The sequence below is a fragment of the Rhizobium sp. 01L410 genome (assembly GCF_056400165.1).
The window spans coordinates 1-15358 of record NZ_JBFTST010000011.1; the positions used below are offsets into that span (position 1 = coordinate 1).

Here is a 15358-nt window from a genome sequence, read left to right on the forward strand (position 1 = left end):
ACGCTGGACGCGGGGTGGAGCAGCCCGGTAGCTCGTCAGGCTCATAACCTGAAGGCCGCAGGTTCAAATCCTGCCCCCGCAACCAAATCCTCTTCATGGATACGTACAACAGAATAGACAGAACCCGCGTTAAGCGGGCTTTTTGCGTTTTAACTCTATTCTCTAGAAGAACGCCTGAATGCCGGTCTGGGCACGGTCCAGGATCAGCGCGTGGACGTCGTGCGTGCCTTCGTAGGTGTTGACCGTTTCCAGGTTCTGCGAATGGCGCATGACGTGGAACTCGATCTGGATGCCGTTGCCGCCGTGCATTTCGCGGGCCTGGCGGGTGATATCCAGCGCCTTGCCGCAATTGTTGCGCTTGACGATAGAGATCATCTCCGGCGCCATCTTGTGCTGGTCCATCAGCTGGCCGACGCGCAGAGATCCCTGCAGGCCAAGGGTGATCTCCGTCTGCATGTCGGCGAGCTTCTTCTGATAGAGCTGCATGCCGGCGAGCGGCTTGCCGAACTGCTTGCGGTCGTGGCCGTATTGTCGGGCGCGGAACCAGCAGTCTTCGGCCGCACCCATGACACCCCAGGAAATGCCGTAGCGGGCGCGGTTGAGGCAGCCGAAGGGGCCTTTGAGACCCGAGACGCCGGGAAGGATCGCGTCTTCGCCCACTTCGACGCTGTCCGGCACGATCTCGCCGGTGATCGAGGCGCGCAAAGACAGCTTCCCGCCGATACCGTCGTCGATGCGGAAGTCGATCTCGGCATGACGGGCGATGCTTACTTTTTGCAGGCCCGCCTCAATATCAGTCTGCCGGGTCTGGAGCCGGAGCTCGCTCGGTCGATCGTCGATGAAGCTCATCAGACCTGCCCCTATTCCAAGGCAACACGCGGCAACATCAACGTTACTCTGACAGTCGTTTGAGCCGACACCGAGGAGATATTGATGAAACATATCCTGCTGGGCGCATTGGCGGCGGTCATCTTTGCCGCACCCTGCGCCTATGACATCTTCTCGCAAGAGCCTTCGCCGTTGGCTGGTCTTGTTGCGGTCGTAACGGTTGCTGGTCAATCCCACTGGTAACCAGCATGCCGGTCGCGGCGCGGACAGGTAGTCCATCGGAACTTGAAACGAATAGCCGTCCGCGAGAATCCTTCATGAAAAGAAAGCCGCTGTTTAACACGGCGGCTTTTTGGTTTGAATTTACGTTGCTGGCCTTGTCGACCACTCCAAGGACATAGTCGTCGTCAAACGCCGCCTGTTGAAATACACCACCGCCGCGATCTCGCGCCCGGTGTTACAAAGGGTGCGCCGTGCGCAACTCAAATGTGTGGGGATGCCGTCTCGCCGCTCCACACGTAGCAATTGGCGAAGAACGCGCTAAGTAGAAACGCCCGGCGGATGCGGTTTCCGGTTTGCGCTAGGGTTGTCTATGTCGCGCCGATCTCGTCGGCGGCACCTTCCCTAATATTTAGAATTCGGTCGATAAGGCCCCATTCCAATGCTTCTTCGGCTGTCATGAAGCGGTCGCGGTCCATCGCCTGCTCGAAGTCTTCGTAGGTGCGGCCGCAATGCTCAGCGTAGAGCCGTGTCATGCGATGCTTGGTCTTCTGCATTTCCTCGGCATGGATCAGCATGTCCGAAGCCTGTCCTTGGAAACCACCCAACGGCTGGTGAATATGGATGCTGGCATTGGGAAGTGCAGTGCGTTCGCCCGGTTGGCCGGACATCAAGAGGAACGAGCCCATCGAGCGGGCGGTTCCCATGCAGAGCGTATGCACCGGGGCGTGAATATAACGCATCGTATCATACATCGCGAGGCCGCTGGTCACGACGCCGCCTGGTGAATTGATATAGAGATTGATCGGCCTTTTTGGATTTTCTGCTTCCAGAAAAAGCAACTGTGCGCAGACAAGGGCCGAGACCGTGTCGTTGACCTCCCCGTTGAGGAAGATGATCCTTTCACGAAGCAGGCGGGAATAGATGTCGAAAGACCGCTCTCCCCTGCTGGATTGTTCGACGACCATAGGGACGAGTTGCATCGCTTCGCGCATTGGCGAACTCCAATCATTCGAGATTTTAGGGAAGGCTTGCCGCGTCAGGCGGCGAGCATAAGGGGCGGACTGTTACCGTTGGCGACTGTCTTCGTCAGCCGCTCGAAGGTTGCGCCGGTCAGCTCGTGGACGATCCGCAGGCTGGTTCCGCCCGAGCTGTTCGGGGCGATCGTGAAGGTGACGGTGCTTTCGAGATGGGGTGGGTGGTCGTCGCGCATTTTGTAGCGGATTTCCTTGCCCGGCGTTTCGGAGAGCGACTGCGGATTGGCAAGCGCCTCACTCGGTAACCACCTCTCCCGGAATTCTGCGATACTGATCGCCCGCCAGACCTTATCCGGCGACGCGTCCAGTTCGTATCTTTGCTCGAAAGCGCTTTCCTGCATCGTCGGCTGCATCTCGGTCTTAACGTCCTTCATTGATCCATATCCTTCAGCAAGAGCTTGAGAGCATCGATTCGCGCGGGCCAGTAAGCGCGGTATTTCGCCAACCACTCTGCGATAAGGGCCAGCCCGTCCGGATCAACTTCATAGTTCACGAAGCGGCCCTCCTTTTGCTCGCGCACCAGCTTTGCCGCTCGCAATACGGCGAGATGCTGGGACATCGCCGGCTGGCTGATATCCATGCCCTGGCGAAGTGTGCTGGCATTCATGCTGCCGTTGGCCAGCTTTTCGAATATCGCGCGACGGGTGGGATCCGCCAGAGCGCGGAAAATATCGTGTTCGATCATAAAGACACATAAGCACACACTTATGCGATTCGCAAGCCTACCTGGAGCGGAGTTTCGTGATCGCTAATCCGACGCAACCCTTACCTGCGGCTTGATGAGGATGCGATTGCGAAGGCCCGGAGCAATAGCGCCAATGGCAACAGTCAGCCCGTGGCGCATCACCGGCAGCACTTGGGAAAAAAGCGGAGGCGGCTTAGTGGCCGGCGTGACATTCGCTCTTACGCGGGGTCGACTTCCGAGCATCGTTGTTTGACAGGCGTTGCTTGAACTCTAAAAGGCTGTCCGGCGCTGGCAGCTCAGCTGCACAACCTGCTTGCCGTCGCCCGGCGGCGGGCGCCCGTCCGCAACCCATCGATGCCTCTCGGGCACTGATATCGTCCGGATGTCCTGTATTTCCCGGGGGATGATCGGCAGCCTGTCGGCGTCGTTCAGGGCCGTGGTACTGTCGAAGCGGCTCGAAACTTCCGCATAAGCGGGTGAGTTCACCCGCGATGATGTCAAGCGCGATTTGCGGATAGTCTAGGGGAGGCGAGACCTTATTTCCTGGACGATGCCTTTGACCCGCACAGACGGTCCGAGCGTTGCGGCCGGCGGCAGCGTTCAAGTCTTGATCGGTCCGGAGACTTTGTCACTCTTGTTCTTCGGGATTGAGTCTATTTGGGTGATCACACTGGCACGTCAACTGCGACACTGATGCGCCTGATCGGGGTAAGGAAAGCGCATCCTGTATCTCTCAGGCGAATTATTCGCGTGCAATTCCCGGAATCACGAGAGCCTTCGATTTCGGCCAGAAGCGCTTTTCGATTCCTTCGCGGCATCGGAAAATCCGGGTGGCTTGGTCTTTATCCACCCCACGAACTTTTTGATCGCCGGGTATTCGCGTAGGGTCACGACGGTCGAAAAGCTTTTAGCCAGTTGTCCATCGGTGAAGATCGCATGAATCTGGCGATGACAAACACGGTGCAAAGCTATAGTCACCTTGCCACCCTTGCTCTTCGGGACAAGATGGTGGTGTTCTAGCTGATCGTCAGGAATAACGCGCTCACAAAGCGGGCAAGTCGTTGGTTCTGGCTCAACATGCCATGGGTCGATTTCATCTCGGTTCTTGCGCGCCATTTGCCCTCAATCGAATCTTTATCTGACGCTCGCTTGAAGCGAATTCTTGGCGATCCCAGTCTGCATTTCAGATATTGGGTTCATGTAACCGGATCAACTTTGCTGGCATGCGGATTATATGTCCCGCTACCCCCTCAAGCGTCAATGCTACTAAGGACGGCGCGGACGATAACACCTGAAAACGTATGCCACGGCTGCGATCGGAGTTGGATCGTGGTGGTCACTCGATTCTCTGCTCCGAGGCCGCGATCACCTGCACGGCATCTGTGAGGCCGACGCGACTTCGCGGGGGCTTCATCGATGATGGGAACAAGAACTAGGAGTAAGAACAACGAACAGTTTGTGGAAGGCGCTTTGCGCGGCCGCCATGGTCGGGATCGGCATGCTGTGCGGAAGAGAGGACCATCAACGTGGGCACCCTTTCCTGGGAAGGGCGAGCTTCACCGGCCGCCAAAAGCTATTGGCAGGGCTGAAGTGGCATACGCTGCACCATGGGCGGCAATCATAGGCTGTGGTCTTGATTGGGCGATTTTCCACTATCGAGATTGTGTCTGTGTATTGCCGATGAAGGCCTTATTTTACTCGTCAAACATGTACTTCGGGTTGCCGTCCCGTTTTTGAAAACAATGCTTGCCACGCCGCGGCGATGAGGCTTATTTGCAGCGAAGCTGATGCTGGATGGTGCATTTCCGGCTCTTGAATAATGTGTGAGGCGGCTATGTTTTCCAAGGCGCGGGCGGTTCTGGACGATGGGTTCATCGTGGGATTGGTATTCGCGCTTTTCCTGGCAGGCAAGATCGTCCCCTATTTGGCCGTCGTCGGTGTGCTGCCGATCTTCCTGTTCTGGACGAAATCGGATTATGCAAAGTCGCGTGGAGCAATTCTACGGTTTGCGCTTCCGGTGGTCGGCTATCTTGCTTTCTGCTTTTTGCTGCTAATCTTCTACCCAGGTCTTCAGCCGGGCGAGAAGCCGCCAAGAAATCCGGACATCGAGCTTTATGCAATCGCTGCCGTGATGGCGGGCATCGGCTTTTTCCGCGGCCAACAGATCAAGAATCTCCATGCGCGATTTCATGCAATCGCTCCTTGGTCGCTTGTTGCCGCATTCGCCGTACTGAGCGGCTACATGTTCCTCCGCATCCAAGACGACTGTCGCGTGCGTGCGGAAGCTGCTTGGCCGTTCATTCCGGCCGTTATTTTTGCGACGTTGTCTTTCCTGTTGCTCCTTGACTGGGAGCGGTTGTCGAAGCGCGCGCGTTTTTTGCGGCTTGCGCTGGTCTCTCTCAGCGTCGTTGTCGTGCTCGGCTATACCGGCGCACGCGGTGTCGGCGTTGGACAGTTTGCTGTGCTTGCGGCATTTATTCTGCTGCGGTTGTCGCACAAGTTTCAGGCTGGTCTGCCCACCGCGACTGAGCTTTTGGCATGTGCCGCCATCGGAGTGTTGCTCTGTTTCCCAGTGCAAGCGGTAACTGGATGCAATAATTTTGGCAGACTACCCGCTCTCTTCGACATGGTGCGCAATGCGTATGCGGATGATGTTGGCACTTCAATGCGCGCGACCGGATCTGGCGCTGCAACTCAAACTGAAGGCAGTGAGGGTAAAGGAGATGCATTACGCGCTGAAGCCGAGCGCGATGCAGCTCGACGGTCTGGTAATCCCTCGATAACGCTACGCCTGGATATGTGGGCGGTATCAGCGAATGCTATTCGTGAAGCGCCTTTCTTTGGTCACGGTGCACTGTCACTTCGGACGATCATTCAAGATCGGTTTGGTTTCGAGCATAACCATAATCAGTATCTGTCGTGGCTGGTGACCGGGGGGATCGTTTTCTTATGTTTTGGCTTGCTGTTCTTGTTCACGCCCTATCTGCTCTCCTATGGCCTTCCACCCGCTAACCGGGCAGTTTTGACGTTGTCTGTCACCGGGCTTTGGGGCATAGCGATGGTCTTCGATTCTTTTCTAAGTCTCGATTTTTACCTGCATTATTTCAGTTTGCTGCTCGGCTTCTTGTTCGCTCTGACAAGCGATATGGTTCGAGCAAAACGCCCGCAGAACGAGCGCACCTGATGCCGCAAGATACCGTTTTCTTTGATATCACAGAAGCTCTGCTGTCTGCTTCGGCTCGGCGCATCCAAAATTATGGCATCGCGCGCACGGTTGTCGAGGTCGGCAAAGAGGCCGCTCCACTTGATGAGAATATCCGCTTCGTTGTTTTTTCTTTTGGCACGCGATGCTTCTACGAAGTGAAATGGCACAGAGCCGCCGATGGCACGGTGGTATTTGATTTGCCGGAGAATGTCGGGCAGCGCTGGTTTCGGACATATTACGGCGGAGCGTTTCTGCTGTCGGGCATTGCGCATCTGCTCAATATCTCGATGGCATCGAGGCGCAACAAACGGCTCTGGGAGAAGAACGCAAGTAGCCTTTCGAAGATCGATATCCAGGATGGGTTATTCGTTTCGGCGGGGCGGCCGAAGTTGATCGTCGATATGATCAAGGCATTGAAGACTGCGGGATCCAAGGCGGACGTCGTGCCGCTGCTTCATGATTTTATGCCACTGCATAATGGTGCCACAAAGCGGTTCCGTCGTTTCGACCGCAATTTCCTGCGGGACAACCGCTTCGTTATCGAGCGGTCGAAACTGATCCTCGCCAATTCCGAATTCACAAGGGATGAACTCGGACGCTTTGCTGCGGCAAGAATGCTGCCGAAACCGGGGCCGGTCGCGGTCGTACCGCTGGTTCACCATTGTCCTGATGGTGTCGAGGCTCCGGAAATCAGCCTGCCTGCGGCACCTTACCTGCTTTCCGTGGGGGTTAATCTTGGCCGAAAGAATATCGAGGTGGTGTTTAATGCACTGCTGCGGATGAAGGCGGCAGGCCGTGAAGTTCCCAATCTTGTTCTTGCCGGTGCTCCCCGGAAGAGACTTAAGCGCTACGCGGAGCAGGCCGCGTTGCGCCCAATTCGCGATCATATTATTTTTGCCAAGAACCCCAGTCAGACCGATCTCGTCCGTCTGTATACCAATGCCCTCGCGGTAGTGGTTCCGAGCCGCATAGAAGGCTGGGGGCTGCCCGCCGGTGAAGCACTGTGGTGCGGAACGCCGGCGATCTGCTCGACCGCCCCGGTCCTGCGCGAAGTTTGCGGTGACCTGGGTCTCTATTTCGATCCGGATGATCCGGATGCGCTTGCAGCGCTGGTCGACAAGTTGATGCAGGATACAGCGTACCGCGAAAGCCTGCGGCAGCAGATAGCGGAGGCCAAGCCCCGGCTGCGCACCTGGAAGACTGTCGCAGGGGAAGTCTTGGCCGCTCTTCGCGCGATAAAGCGTTAGGTTGTTCAATTTTTGACGCCAGAGTAGCGCTGCTCTGCCTCGTGGTTGCGAGGCCTGCCATCTCGGGCAACAGATGCTGGAACTATGCGAACGCAGCGGCGGCATCGGCGGCCAGTCGCATGAGCATAATGATGAGATGGCGCGCCGGCTGCCCGGCGCGCCATCTGACATTTGGCGAAGTCTCAGCGGTGATCCAGCCGCTCCACCAGACGGTCGCCGAGCCACTGGATGCCGCAGACCAGTACGATGAGGACGACGACGACGGCGATCATTACCGATGTCTCGAAGCGCTGGTAGCCGTAGCGGATCGCCAGATCGCCGAGGCCGCCGGCACCGATCGCACCGGCCATTGCCGAGGCGCCGATCAGGGTCACCAGCGTTACCGTGAAGCCCGCGACGATGCCGGGCAGGGCTTCGGGCACCAGCACCTCGCGGATGATCGTCCAGCGATTGCCGCCCATGGCGCGGACGGCATCGATCAGACCGCGGTCGACTTCGCGTAGCGACACTTCGGCGATGCGGGCGTAATAGGGTGTCGCGGCGATGGCCAGCGGCACGATCGCTGCCCAGGTGCCGAGAGCGGTGCCGACGATCAGCCGCGTCAGCGGGATCAGCGCCACCAGAAGGATGATGAAGGGCACCGAGCGGAAACCGTTGATGACGGCGCCGACGACGCTATTGATCCAGCGGTTTTCGGCAATGCCGCCGCGGGCCGTCAGCACCAGGGCTAGGCCGAGCGGCAGACCGGCGACCAGCGAGATGATGCCGGATGCGGCGGTCATCAGGATGGTTTCCCAGAGCGACCGCAGCAGCAAGTCAAGCATGATCGGTGTCATAGCCGAGTACCTCCACCCGCGCCGAGCGGGCCGTCAGAAATTGTTCGACCTTACCCTTGAGGCCGGGATCGCGGGCCGGGACGGCGATGAAGAAACGTGCCACCGGTTGGTTCTGGATGTGATCGATGCCGCCATGGACGAGGCGGAAGGAATGCGGGAGTGCTGCCGAAAGATCGGCAAACAGCGCGCCCTGCGCCTCCGGTCCGGCGAGATCGACGCTGAGGATCGCTTCGGTCCCGGTCTCGGGCGAAAGCCTGGCGGCGATATGCTCCGGAAGCTGCGGGCGGATGCTGCCGAGCAGGCTCTTCGTGATCGTGCTCTGCGGATTGCCGAAGACCGACCAGACCTGGCCTTCCTCGACGATCCTGCCCGCATCGATGACGGCGACGCGATCGGCAATGCCGCGGATCACTTCCATCTCGTGGGTGATCAGCACCACCGTCAGGTCGAGCTTGCGGTTGATGTCCTTCAGCAGCGCTAGGATCGAGCGGGTGGTTTCCGGATCGAGTGCGGATGTCGCTTCGTCGGAGAGAAGCAGGGCCGGGCGGGCTGCCAGCGCACGGGCGATGCCGACGCGCTGCTTCTGGCCGCCTGACAGCGATGAGGGATAGGCCTTCGCCTTGTCTGCGAGACCGACGAGATCGAGCAGTTCGCGTGCCCGCTTCAGGCGTTCGGCCTTCGCAACGCCTTCGATCTTCAGCGGCAGGGCGATGTTTTCCTCGACTGTCTTCGACGACAGCAGATTGAAATGCTGGAAGATCATGCCAATCCGGCGGCGCAGCGGCTGAAGCGCGCTTTCCGGAAGGCCGGTGATATCGCGGCCCTCGATATGGATTTCGCCGCTATCGGCCCGCTCCAAACCATTCAGGCAGCGGATCAGCGTCGATTTGCCGGCGCCGCTGCGGCCGATGATGCCGAAGATTTCGCCTTTCCTGACCGTCAGCGAAATGCCGTCGAGGGCGGGCGTCTCGCCGAAGCGGCGCTTGACGTCAACCAGTCGGACGACATCGGCCGCGGCATCCTGCTTCGCCCCGATTGCCGGGGCGGACACGTATGAATTCATTGTCTTTCCTTCAGAAATGCCCAAGGCGGTCCGGACGACTGACGTCCGGACCGCCTTGGATTCGCGCCTTTCCCCCAGCGCGAATTTTGACTTAGTAGGCGCTCAGGCCCGTGCCCTTGTAGACCTTGTCGAACTCGGCCTTGACGGTGTCGTTCTGATAGGCCGAAACCAGCGTCTTCACCCAATCGGCGTCCTTGTTGTCTTCCTTGACGGCGATGAAGTTGCGGTAGGGGTTGTCGGCGATCGGTTCCTGCGCGATGCGCTCCTTCGGAGACAGACCGCTCTTCAGCGCCCAGTCGGTATTGACGACGGCGCCGTCGAGATCGTCGATCGAGCGGCCGACGATGCCGGCGTCGAGTTCCTTGATCTCGAGCTTCTTCGGGTTCTCGGTGACATCGGCGAGGGTGGCGAGAATGCCGGTGCCGTCCTTGAGCTTGATCAGGCCCTCATTCTGCAGCACGCGCAGCGCACGGCCTTCGTTCGAGGGGTCGTTCGGCACGCCGATAATGGCGCCCTCGGGGATCTCGGCGACCGTCTTGTACTTCTTGGTGTAGAGGCCGATCGGCCAGACGCCGGTATAGCCGACCCGAACGATATGGTAGCCATGCGTCTTGATCTGGTTGTCGAGGTAGGGCTGATGCTGGAAGGCGTTGGCATCGACTTCGCCGCGTTCCAGCGCTTCGTTCGGCTGGGTGTAGTCGTTGAAGGCGATGGTCTCGATCTTGAGACCCTTCTTGGCGGCTTCGGCGGTCACGACGCGCCAGACGTCTTCGTCCTCGCCGCTCATGATGCCGACCTTGATGGATTTGTCGGCTGCGACCGAAGGAAGCGGTGCGGCAAAGGTTGCCAGCGCGACGGCCGAAACGGCGAGCGCTGCGAGGCTTGCGCGGCGCGTCAGGGCGAGCGTGGAGAAAGTCTTGTTCATATTATTGTCCCGTCTTGATGATGAGAATTGATCTCTAAACAGCCAAAAGCATGTCAGATCACGGGCGCGCCTTCGAAGCACGGGTGTCTCTTCTCGAATGCAGGCCGGAAAAACTCTTGCGAAAGCTGCGGAGCTCGCCGAATAAAATTCCACATTTTTTATAGAGTATATTGGTTGTGCGGAATGACGATCCGCCTTATTGCGGATTGCAGCAGTGAATGATCCAGGTACGATAACGTGATGAACAGCGGTGGCGGTCTTTCCAAGGTCGTGGCAATTATTGGCGGGGGCGTATCCGGCGCCGGTGCCGCCTATCATCTTGCACAAGCGCTTGCACCTGGGCAGGCCGATATCATCGTCTTCGAACCGCGCGAGGAGCTTGGCCGCGGGCTCGCCTACGACACGACGGATGCGGCGCACCGCATCAATGTGCCCGCCGCCCGCATGAGCCTGTTTCCCGATAGGCCGGAAGATTTTCTCGACTGGATCGCCGCCACCGATGGCGTTGTCGGCGATCCGCGGGCTGTTCGCGCCGATGGCAGCCTCTTTCCGAGGCGCAGCCTTTTCGGCGCCTATATTGCCGCCCGTGTGCAGCCGCTCGTTGACGAGGGCAGGATCATCCACAGGCGCGCGTTGGTGACCGGTGTCGAGAAAACATCGGATAAGTGGGTTATTTCCGACAGTGCCGGTGCGGAGACCCGCGCCGACTATCTGGTGATCGCCACGACGCATCCCGCACCGTCCGCACCCCGCGGGCTGCAGGCCGCACTCGCCGGTCATCCGCGATATGTTGCCGATCCGACGGCTGCAGGCGCGCTCGATGCGATCCGCCCCGATGACCGTGTGCTGATCGTCGGCAATGGTTTGACAGCGGCCGATATCGTCGCGTCGCTGTCGCTTGCTGGTCATCACGGCGAGATCGTCTCCGCTTCCCGGCGCGGCTTGCGGTCACGCGGCCATGCCGCGGTGGCGCAGGAGCCGTTCGGTGATTCCACGGCGCAACCCGCGAAGACCGCTTCGCAGCTGCTGAAGAGCATTCGCCGGGCGATTGCCGAGGCGGACAGGGCCGGTGTCAGCTGGCACGCCGTCATCGACGAGGTGCGCGGCCATGGACGGCAGATCTGGCAGGGGCTTGCGCTTGCCGAGCGGCAGCGCATCGCCCGACATCTGCGTCCGTTCTGGGATGTGCATCGCTTCCGGATCGCTCCGCAGGTGGAGGAGGCGCTCGATCAGGCAATCGGCGAGGGGCGGCTTTCGGTGCTGGCCGCGTCAGTGCGCGATGCAGAACGTGATGGCGAGGAGATCGGCGTCACGCTGAGGCTTCGCAACGGCAGCACGCTGGCGAAGACCTTCGACGCCGTGGTGGTGACCACGGGGCCGGCGCATGGTGGCATCCTGCAGAGCCAGCTCTGGCTTAGCGAGCTGGCCGAGGCAGGCAGGCTGGAGCTCGATCCGACGGGGCTGGGCATCGCCTGCAACGATCGTTGCGAGGCGATCGGCCGGGCAGGCGACGCCGAACCGTCGCTGCTGATCGGCGGGCCGCTGGCGCGTGGTACCTTCGGCGAACTGATGGGCCTGCCGCAGGTGACCGAGCATTCGGTCTTCGTCGCAGCCGAGTTGCAGCGCAAGCTGCTGCAGGCTGACTGACAGAGGCGCCTTTTCACACCGTTTTGGCGCTTGTTCGCCTGCGGCTCATTGCCATCCCGGACAAAGCTCAACCTGAGGGATCGAATTTCCCTGCCGCTCTCCAGAAAGGAATTCCATTCCTTTAGTGCACTAAATTTATAGAGAATATTTAGCGCAAGATTAAAGGAGAGAGACATGCCCCTTCGCCTCGTGGGAATCGCCGGCAGCTTCAACCGCCCGTCCAAGACCTACGCGCTCGTCGACCATATCGCCGGTTTGGCGGCTGAAAGCTATGGTTTCTCGACGAAGGTCTACGACCTGCACGACGTCGGTCCGTCGCTTGGTTCGTCGCTGTGGCGTAAGGAGCTTGACGCGCAGGCTGCCGCCGTCATCGACGATATCGTCAATGCCGACGTGCTGGTGGTCGGCTCGCCGACCTACAAGGGCTCCTATCCTGGCCATTTCAAGCATCTGATCGATCTGATCGAGCCGCATGAGCTGCGCTCCAAGCCTGTGATCATCACTGCGACCGGTGGCGGTGACCGGCATGCGCTGATGGTCGAGCATCAGCTGCGCCCGCTGTTCGGTTTTTTCATGGCCCACACGCTGCCGACGGCCGTCTACGCTTCGGATCGTGATTTCACCGACTACAAGGTCTCGTCGGAACCGTTGTCCGGCCGGATCGGCGCCGTTGTCGATGAACTGGCGGCCTTCTTCCCGGCCTCGCGCCGCAACCTTCAAGCCGCGGAGTAACGTCATGGGCGGCGCTGGCTTGGGTTTGCGGATGGCGGACGAGCTCTGGAACGTCTTCGATTTTTCCCGCCGCTACCGGCTTCCGGTCCGTGAACAGAACCGCCTGCTGATGCTTTTCGGCCCGGTGGCCCGTGCCGAAGACCTGCTTGCCAATGCAAGACGCAACCAGTCGATCTGACGATCTCATGAGGAGAACCGGGTTATGAGGCTTGTATTCGAAATCCTGTCGATCCTGCGGCAGGCGCTCAGCCATCCGCAGCCGCTCGATGCGGCGCTGCTTTCCGAAGGCGACCGGGAGCCTAGCGCCCGCGACTATGAATTCTACTATTGGACCCCGGCTTCCGGGCCCTGGTATTGAGGAGGCTGCCATGGCCGTTTTCGACGACCGCCGCCCGGCGCCGCTTTCACCGTCCGGCCGGATCCTGCGCAGCAGCGCCGATCTAGCCGCACCGGCTGCCGCGGCACTCTCCTTTGCTCTGCTTTTTGCCATCACGTTCGGCATTCTCTAGATCGGAGACGACATGACGCCGGTACTTATCGTTCCCGGACTTTTCGGATCGGAAGAGGCGCATTGGCAGAGCGCCTGGCTCAAGGATCACCCCGAGAGCCGTCTGGTTCAGCAGGAAGACTGGGATCATCCGCGCGTCACCCCATGGCTGGAAGCTCTGGAAACGGAGCTGGAGCGGGCGGGCGAGGCCTTCATCGTCGCCCACAGCCTCGGTTGCCTGCTGGCAGCCCGTCTGGCCGGACGGCCGGCGGCCCGGCGCGTCAAGGGCGCGCTGCTGGTCGCCCCTTGTGATCTCAAGGTTACCGACAAGCTGCATCCCGGCCAGATCGGCTTCGGCACCATGCCGACGGAATGGCTGCCGTTTCCAAGCATGCTGGTCGGCAGCCTCAACGATCATTACATGTCGCTTGAGCGGCTGACGCTGTTCTCCAGGCTCTGGGGCAGCGATCTGCGCAATGCCGGGCTCGCCGGGCACATCAATGTCGCCAGCGGATACGGCCGCTGGCCGGGCGGCTACCGGCTGTTCGAAACGCTGAAAACAAAGACGCGGCATCTCAGCAAAATCCCGCCGAAAAGGCATTCACTGGAGCGGGAAGTTCCTCTAGCGTAGCGGCGGACATTTCACCCGGTCAGGCATGAGGCATTCCCAGCCCCTGGCTGTCACCATCTTCATAAAGGTCCCATTCCATGAGCCTGCGCATCAATGACGTCGCCCCGGATTTCAGTGCTGACACCAGCCAGGGTCCTATCCAGTTTCATGACTGGATCGGCAATGGCTGGGCGGTGCTGTTCTCGCATCCGAAGAACTTCACGCCTGTCTGCACCACGGAACTCGGCGCCATGGCCGGGCTCGAGGGCGAATTCCGTCAGCGCGGCGTCAAGATCATCGGCATTTCGGTCGATCCGGTCGAAAGCCACGCCAAGTGGAAGGGCGACATCAAGACGGCGACCGGCTTCGAGGTCGAGTATCCGCTGATCGGCGACAAGGATCTGAAGGTTGCCAAGCTCTACGATATGCTGCCGGCCGGCGCCGGCGAGAGCTCGGAAGGCCGCACGCCCGCGGATAACGCGACTGTGCGCTCGGTGTTCGTGATCGGCCCGGACAAGAAGATCAAGCTTGTTCTCACCTATCCGATGACGACAGGCCGCAACTTCGCGGAGATCCTGCGCGCCATCGATTCCATCCAGCTGACCGCCAAGCATCAGGTCGCGACGCCTGCCAACTGGCAGCAGGGCGACGACGTGATCATCACGGCCGCCGTTTCCAACGAGGATGCGATCGCGCGGTTTGGTTCGTTCGATACCGTGCTGCCGTATCTGCGCAAGACGAAGCAGCCTGCTGCTTGAGGTCGATTAAGGGGAGGGTTCGTTGAACTCTCCCTCATTGCTATGCTCGTCAAATAGACGAGGGAAATGCCGTGCTCGTGGCCCCCTCATCCAACCCTTCGGGGCTCCGGGCGGGAGCGTCGCTTCCAAGCGAAGCGCCTTCACGCCTCGGCGTGATGCTGCCTCTGCGCACTCCCCGCAGACCTCCTGATCACCTCGCCGATTTCCATCAGTTGCCTGACCAGCGGGGTCGAGTTGCGCCAGATCATGCCGATGGTGCGTGATGGCCGGGGCGACTGGAAGCGGGCGATCGAGACTTGCGCCGAGCGGGTTTCGATTGGGACGGCCATTTCCGGGATCAGCGTGACCCCGATGCCGGCGCCGACCATCTGGACCAGCGTGGAGAGCGAGCTGCCTTCCATGATTTCCCGCGGCCGCGCCTGGCCGATGCGGCAGAAGGACAGTGCCTGTTCGCGGAAGCAATGGCCTTCCTCGAGCAGCAGCAGCCGCATTTCGCGCAGCATGTCGCGGTCGGGAACCGGGCGGCCTTCATCTTCCAGACGGCGGACGAGCACGAATTCCTCGTCGAACAGTTTCAGTTCGGCCAACGACGGTTCCGAGACCGGGAGGGCGACGATCGCCAGATCGAGATCGCCTCGTGACAGCTCCTGCACGAGCTTTGCGGTCTGTGTCTCGCGCACGTCGATCTGAATCCCGTCGAATGTGGCGTTCAGATCGTTTATGATTGCCGGAAGCAGATAGGGCGCAACGGTCGGGATAATGCCAATCCTCAAACGTGCCAGAAACGGATCGCGCGATGCGCGGGCGAGATCGCCGAGCTCATCGACGGCACGTAAAATGTCATGAGCGCGGGAGGCGAACATCTGGCCGAAGGCGGTGAGCTTCACCTCGCGGGCGCTGCGTTCGAAGAGATCGTTTCCCAGTTCCTCTTCGAGCTCCTTGATCTGCATCGATAGCGCCGGCTGCGAGATGGCGCAGGCATCCGCGGCAAGGCGGAAACGGCCGTGGCGGGCGAGCGCCTCGAAATAGCGCAGCTGTTTCAATGTCAGGTTCTTCATAACTTTATCTTATCGCAGCAA

Annotated in this window: 18 protein-coding genes, 1 tRNA gene and 2 pseudogenes; 12 read left to right on the forward strand and 9 right to left on the reverse strand. The window is 60.0% G+C overall.

Annotated elements, in window-relative coordinates; all coding sequences use genetic code 11:
* Positions 1–8: 8 nt before the first annotated feature.
* A tRNA-Met gene (locus AC1DV9_RS22010) sits at positions 9–85 on the forward strand.
* A gap of 77 nt (positions 86–162) precedes the next feature.
* On the opposite strand, the pseudogene AC1DV9_RS22015 reads toward AC1DV9_RS22010, so the two are convergent.
* Positions 163–723: pseudogene (locus AC1DV9_RS22015) on the reverse strand (acyl-CoA dehydrogenase family protein); the annotation flags it as partial.
* On the opposite strand from AC1DV9_RS22015, the pseudogene AC1DV9_RS22020 reads away from it, so the two are divergent.
* Together AC1DV9_RS22020 and AC1DV9_RS22025 are read left to right on the forward strand one after the other, a co-directional pair.
* Positions 709–912 (forward strand): annotated as a pseudogene (locus tag AC1DV9_RS22020) (OsmC family protein); the annotation flags it as partial. The pseudogenes AC1DV9_RS22015 and AC1DV9_RS22020 overlap by 15 nt on opposite strands.
* A gap of 21 nt (positions 913–933) precedes the next feature.
* Positions 934–1071, forward strand: a complete 138-nt coding sequence (locus AC1DV9_RS22025; protein ID WP_477950045.1) for a hypothetical protein — start codon at positions 934–936, stop codon at positions 1069–1071.
* A gap of 347 nt (positions 1072–1418) precedes the next feature.
* On the opposite strand, the gene AC1DV9_RS22030 is transcribed toward AC1DV9_RS22025, so the two are convergent.
* The 4 genes from AC1DV9_RS22030 to AC1DV9_RS22045 all read right to left on the reverse strand — a co-directional run bounded on the left by AC1DV9_RS22030 (position 1419) and on the right by AC1DV9_RS22045 (position 3885).
* On the reverse strand, positions 1419–2042 hold the full coding sequence (locus tag AC1DV9_RS22030; protein WP_477950046.1) for an ATP-dependent Clp protease proteolytic subunit: 624 nt from the start codon (positions 2040–2042) through the stop codon (positions 1419–1421).
* Between the two features lie 44 nt (positions 2043–2086).
* Complete coding sequence (locus tag AC1DV9_RS22035; protein WP_477950047.1) at positions 2087–2458, reverse strand: SRPBCC family protein; 372 nt, start codon at positions 2456–2458, stop codon at positions 2087–2089.
* Positions 2455–2769 carry an ArsR/SmtB family transcription factor gene (locus AC1DV9_RS22040; protein ID WP_477950048.1) on the reverse strand — a complete coding sequence of 105 codons (315 nt, stop codon included), beginning with the start codon at positions 2767–2769 and terminating at the stop codon, positions 2455–2457. Before AC1DV9_RS22040 ends, AC1DV9_RS22035 begins: the two co-directional genes overlap by 4 nt.
* Positions 2770–3534: 765 nt before the next feature.
* A complete protein-coding gene (locus tag AC1DV9_RS22045) occupies positions 3535–3885 on the reverse strand; it encodes an HNH endonuclease signature motif containing protein (RefSeq protein ID WP_477950049.1) in 351 nt (116 codons plus the stop codon).
* A 718-nt stretch (positions 3886–4603) separates the two neighbouring features.
* Between AC1DV9_RS22045 and AC1DV9_RS22050 the strand changes: the two genes are divergently transcribed.
* Both AC1DV9_RS22050 and AC1DV9_RS22055 read left to right on the forward strand, forming a co-directional pair.
* Complete coding sequence (locus AC1DV9_RS22050; protein WP_477950050.1) at positions 4604–5953, forward strand: O-antigen ligase family protein; 1350 nt, start codon at positions 4604–4606, stop codon at positions 5951–5953.
* The gene (locus tag AC1DV9_RS22055) at positions 5953–7221 is read left to right on the forward strand and encodes a glycosyltransferase family 4 protein (RefSeq protein WP_477950051.1); all 1269 of its coding nucleotides are present in this window, start codon (positions 5953–5955) and stop codon (positions 7219–7221) included. Before AC1DV9_RS22050 ends, AC1DV9_RS22055 begins: the two co-directional genes overlap by 1 nt.
* Before the next feature lie 182 nt (positions 7222–7403).
* Here AC1DV9_RS22055 and AC1DV9_RS22060 read toward each other — a convergent pair whose 3' ends face one another.
* The 3 genes from AC1DV9_RS22060 to AC1DV9_RS22070 all read right to left on the reverse strand — a co-directional run bounded on the left by AC1DV9_RS22060 (position 7404) and on the right by AC1DV9_RS22070 (position 10045).
* Positions 7404–8057, reverse strand: coding sequence for a methionine ABC transporter permease (locus tag AC1DV9_RS22060; RefSeq protein WP_477950052.1), 654 nt, complete (start codon positions 8055–8057; stop codon positions 7404–7406).
* A complete protein-coding gene (locus tag AC1DV9_RS22065) occupies positions 8038–9120 on the reverse strand; it encodes a methionine ABC transporter ATP-binding protein (protein ID WP_477950053.1) in 1083 nt (360 codons plus the stop codon). The genes AC1DV9_RS22060 and AC1DV9_RS22065 overlap by 20 nt, the downstream gene beginning before the upstream one ends.
* Before the next feature lie 91 nt (positions 9121–9211).
* Entirely contained in the window at positions 9212–10045 is an 834-nt protein-coding gene (locus tag AC1DV9_RS22070) for a MetQ/NlpA family lipoprotein (RefSeq protein ID WP_112390336.1), read from the reverse strand.
* Positions 10046–10285: 240 nt separating this feature from the next.
* Here AC1DV9_RS22070 and AC1DV9_RS22075 point away from each other — a divergent pair, with 240 nt between their 5' ends.
* From AC1DV9_RS22075 to AC1DV9_RS22105, 7 genes are all read left to right on the forward strand, one after another.
* Positions 10286–11692, forward strand: coding sequence for an FAD/NAD(P)-binding protein (locus AC1DV9_RS22075; protein WP_477950054.1), 1407 nt, complete (start codon positions 10286–10288; stop codon positions 11690–11692).
* A gap of 174 nt (positions 11693–11866) precedes the next feature.
* A complete protein-coding gene (gene msuE / locus AC1DV9_RS22080) occupies positions 11867–12424 on the forward strand; it encodes an FMN reductase (RefSeq protein ID WP_477950055.1) in 558 nt (185 codons plus the stop codon).
* Between the two features lie 4 nt (positions 12425–12428).
* Positions 12429–12602 (forward strand): hypothetical protein, encoded by a 174-nt coding sequence (locus AC1DV9_RS22085; RefSeq protein WP_162698748.1) that lies wholly within the window; start codon positions 12429–12431, stop codon positions 12600–12602.
* A 24-nt stretch (positions 12603–12626) separates the two neighbouring features.
* Complete coding sequence (locus tag AC1DV9_RS22090) at positions 12627–12782, forward strand: hypothetical protein (protein WP_162706082.1); 156 nt, start codon at positions 12627–12629, stop codon at positions 12780–12782.
* Between the two features lie 10 nt (positions 12783–12792).
* Positions 12793–12933: a hypothetical protein gene (locus tag AC1DV9_RS22095; protein WP_310293858.1), complete on the forward strand. Its 141-nt coding sequence runs from the start codon at positions 12793–12795 to the stop codon at positions 12931–12933.
* 12 nt (positions 12934–12945) lie between these two features.
* Positions 12946–13542 carry an RBBP9/YdeN family alpha/beta hydrolase gene (locus AC1DV9_RS22100; protein ID WP_477950056.1) on the forward strand — a complete coding sequence of 199 codons (597 nt, stop codon included), beginning with the start codon at positions 12946–12948 and terminating at the stop codon, positions 13540–13542.
* Between the two features lie 77 nt (positions 13543–13619).
* Entirely contained in the window at positions 13620–14279 is a 660-nt protein-coding gene (locus AC1DV9_RS22105) for a peroxiredoxin (RefSeq protein ID WP_310293862.1), read from the forward strand.
* Between the two features lie 140 nt (positions 14280–14419).
* Here the strand turns inward: AC1DV9_RS22105 and AC1DV9_RS22110 are convergent, their stop codons facing one another.
* Complete coding sequence (locus tag AC1DV9_RS22110; protein ID WP_477950057.1) at positions 14420–15337, reverse strand: hydrogen peroxide-inducible genes activator; 918 nt, start codon at positions 15335–15337, stop codon at positions 14420–14422.
* Positions 15338–15358: the final 21 nt, after the last annotated feature.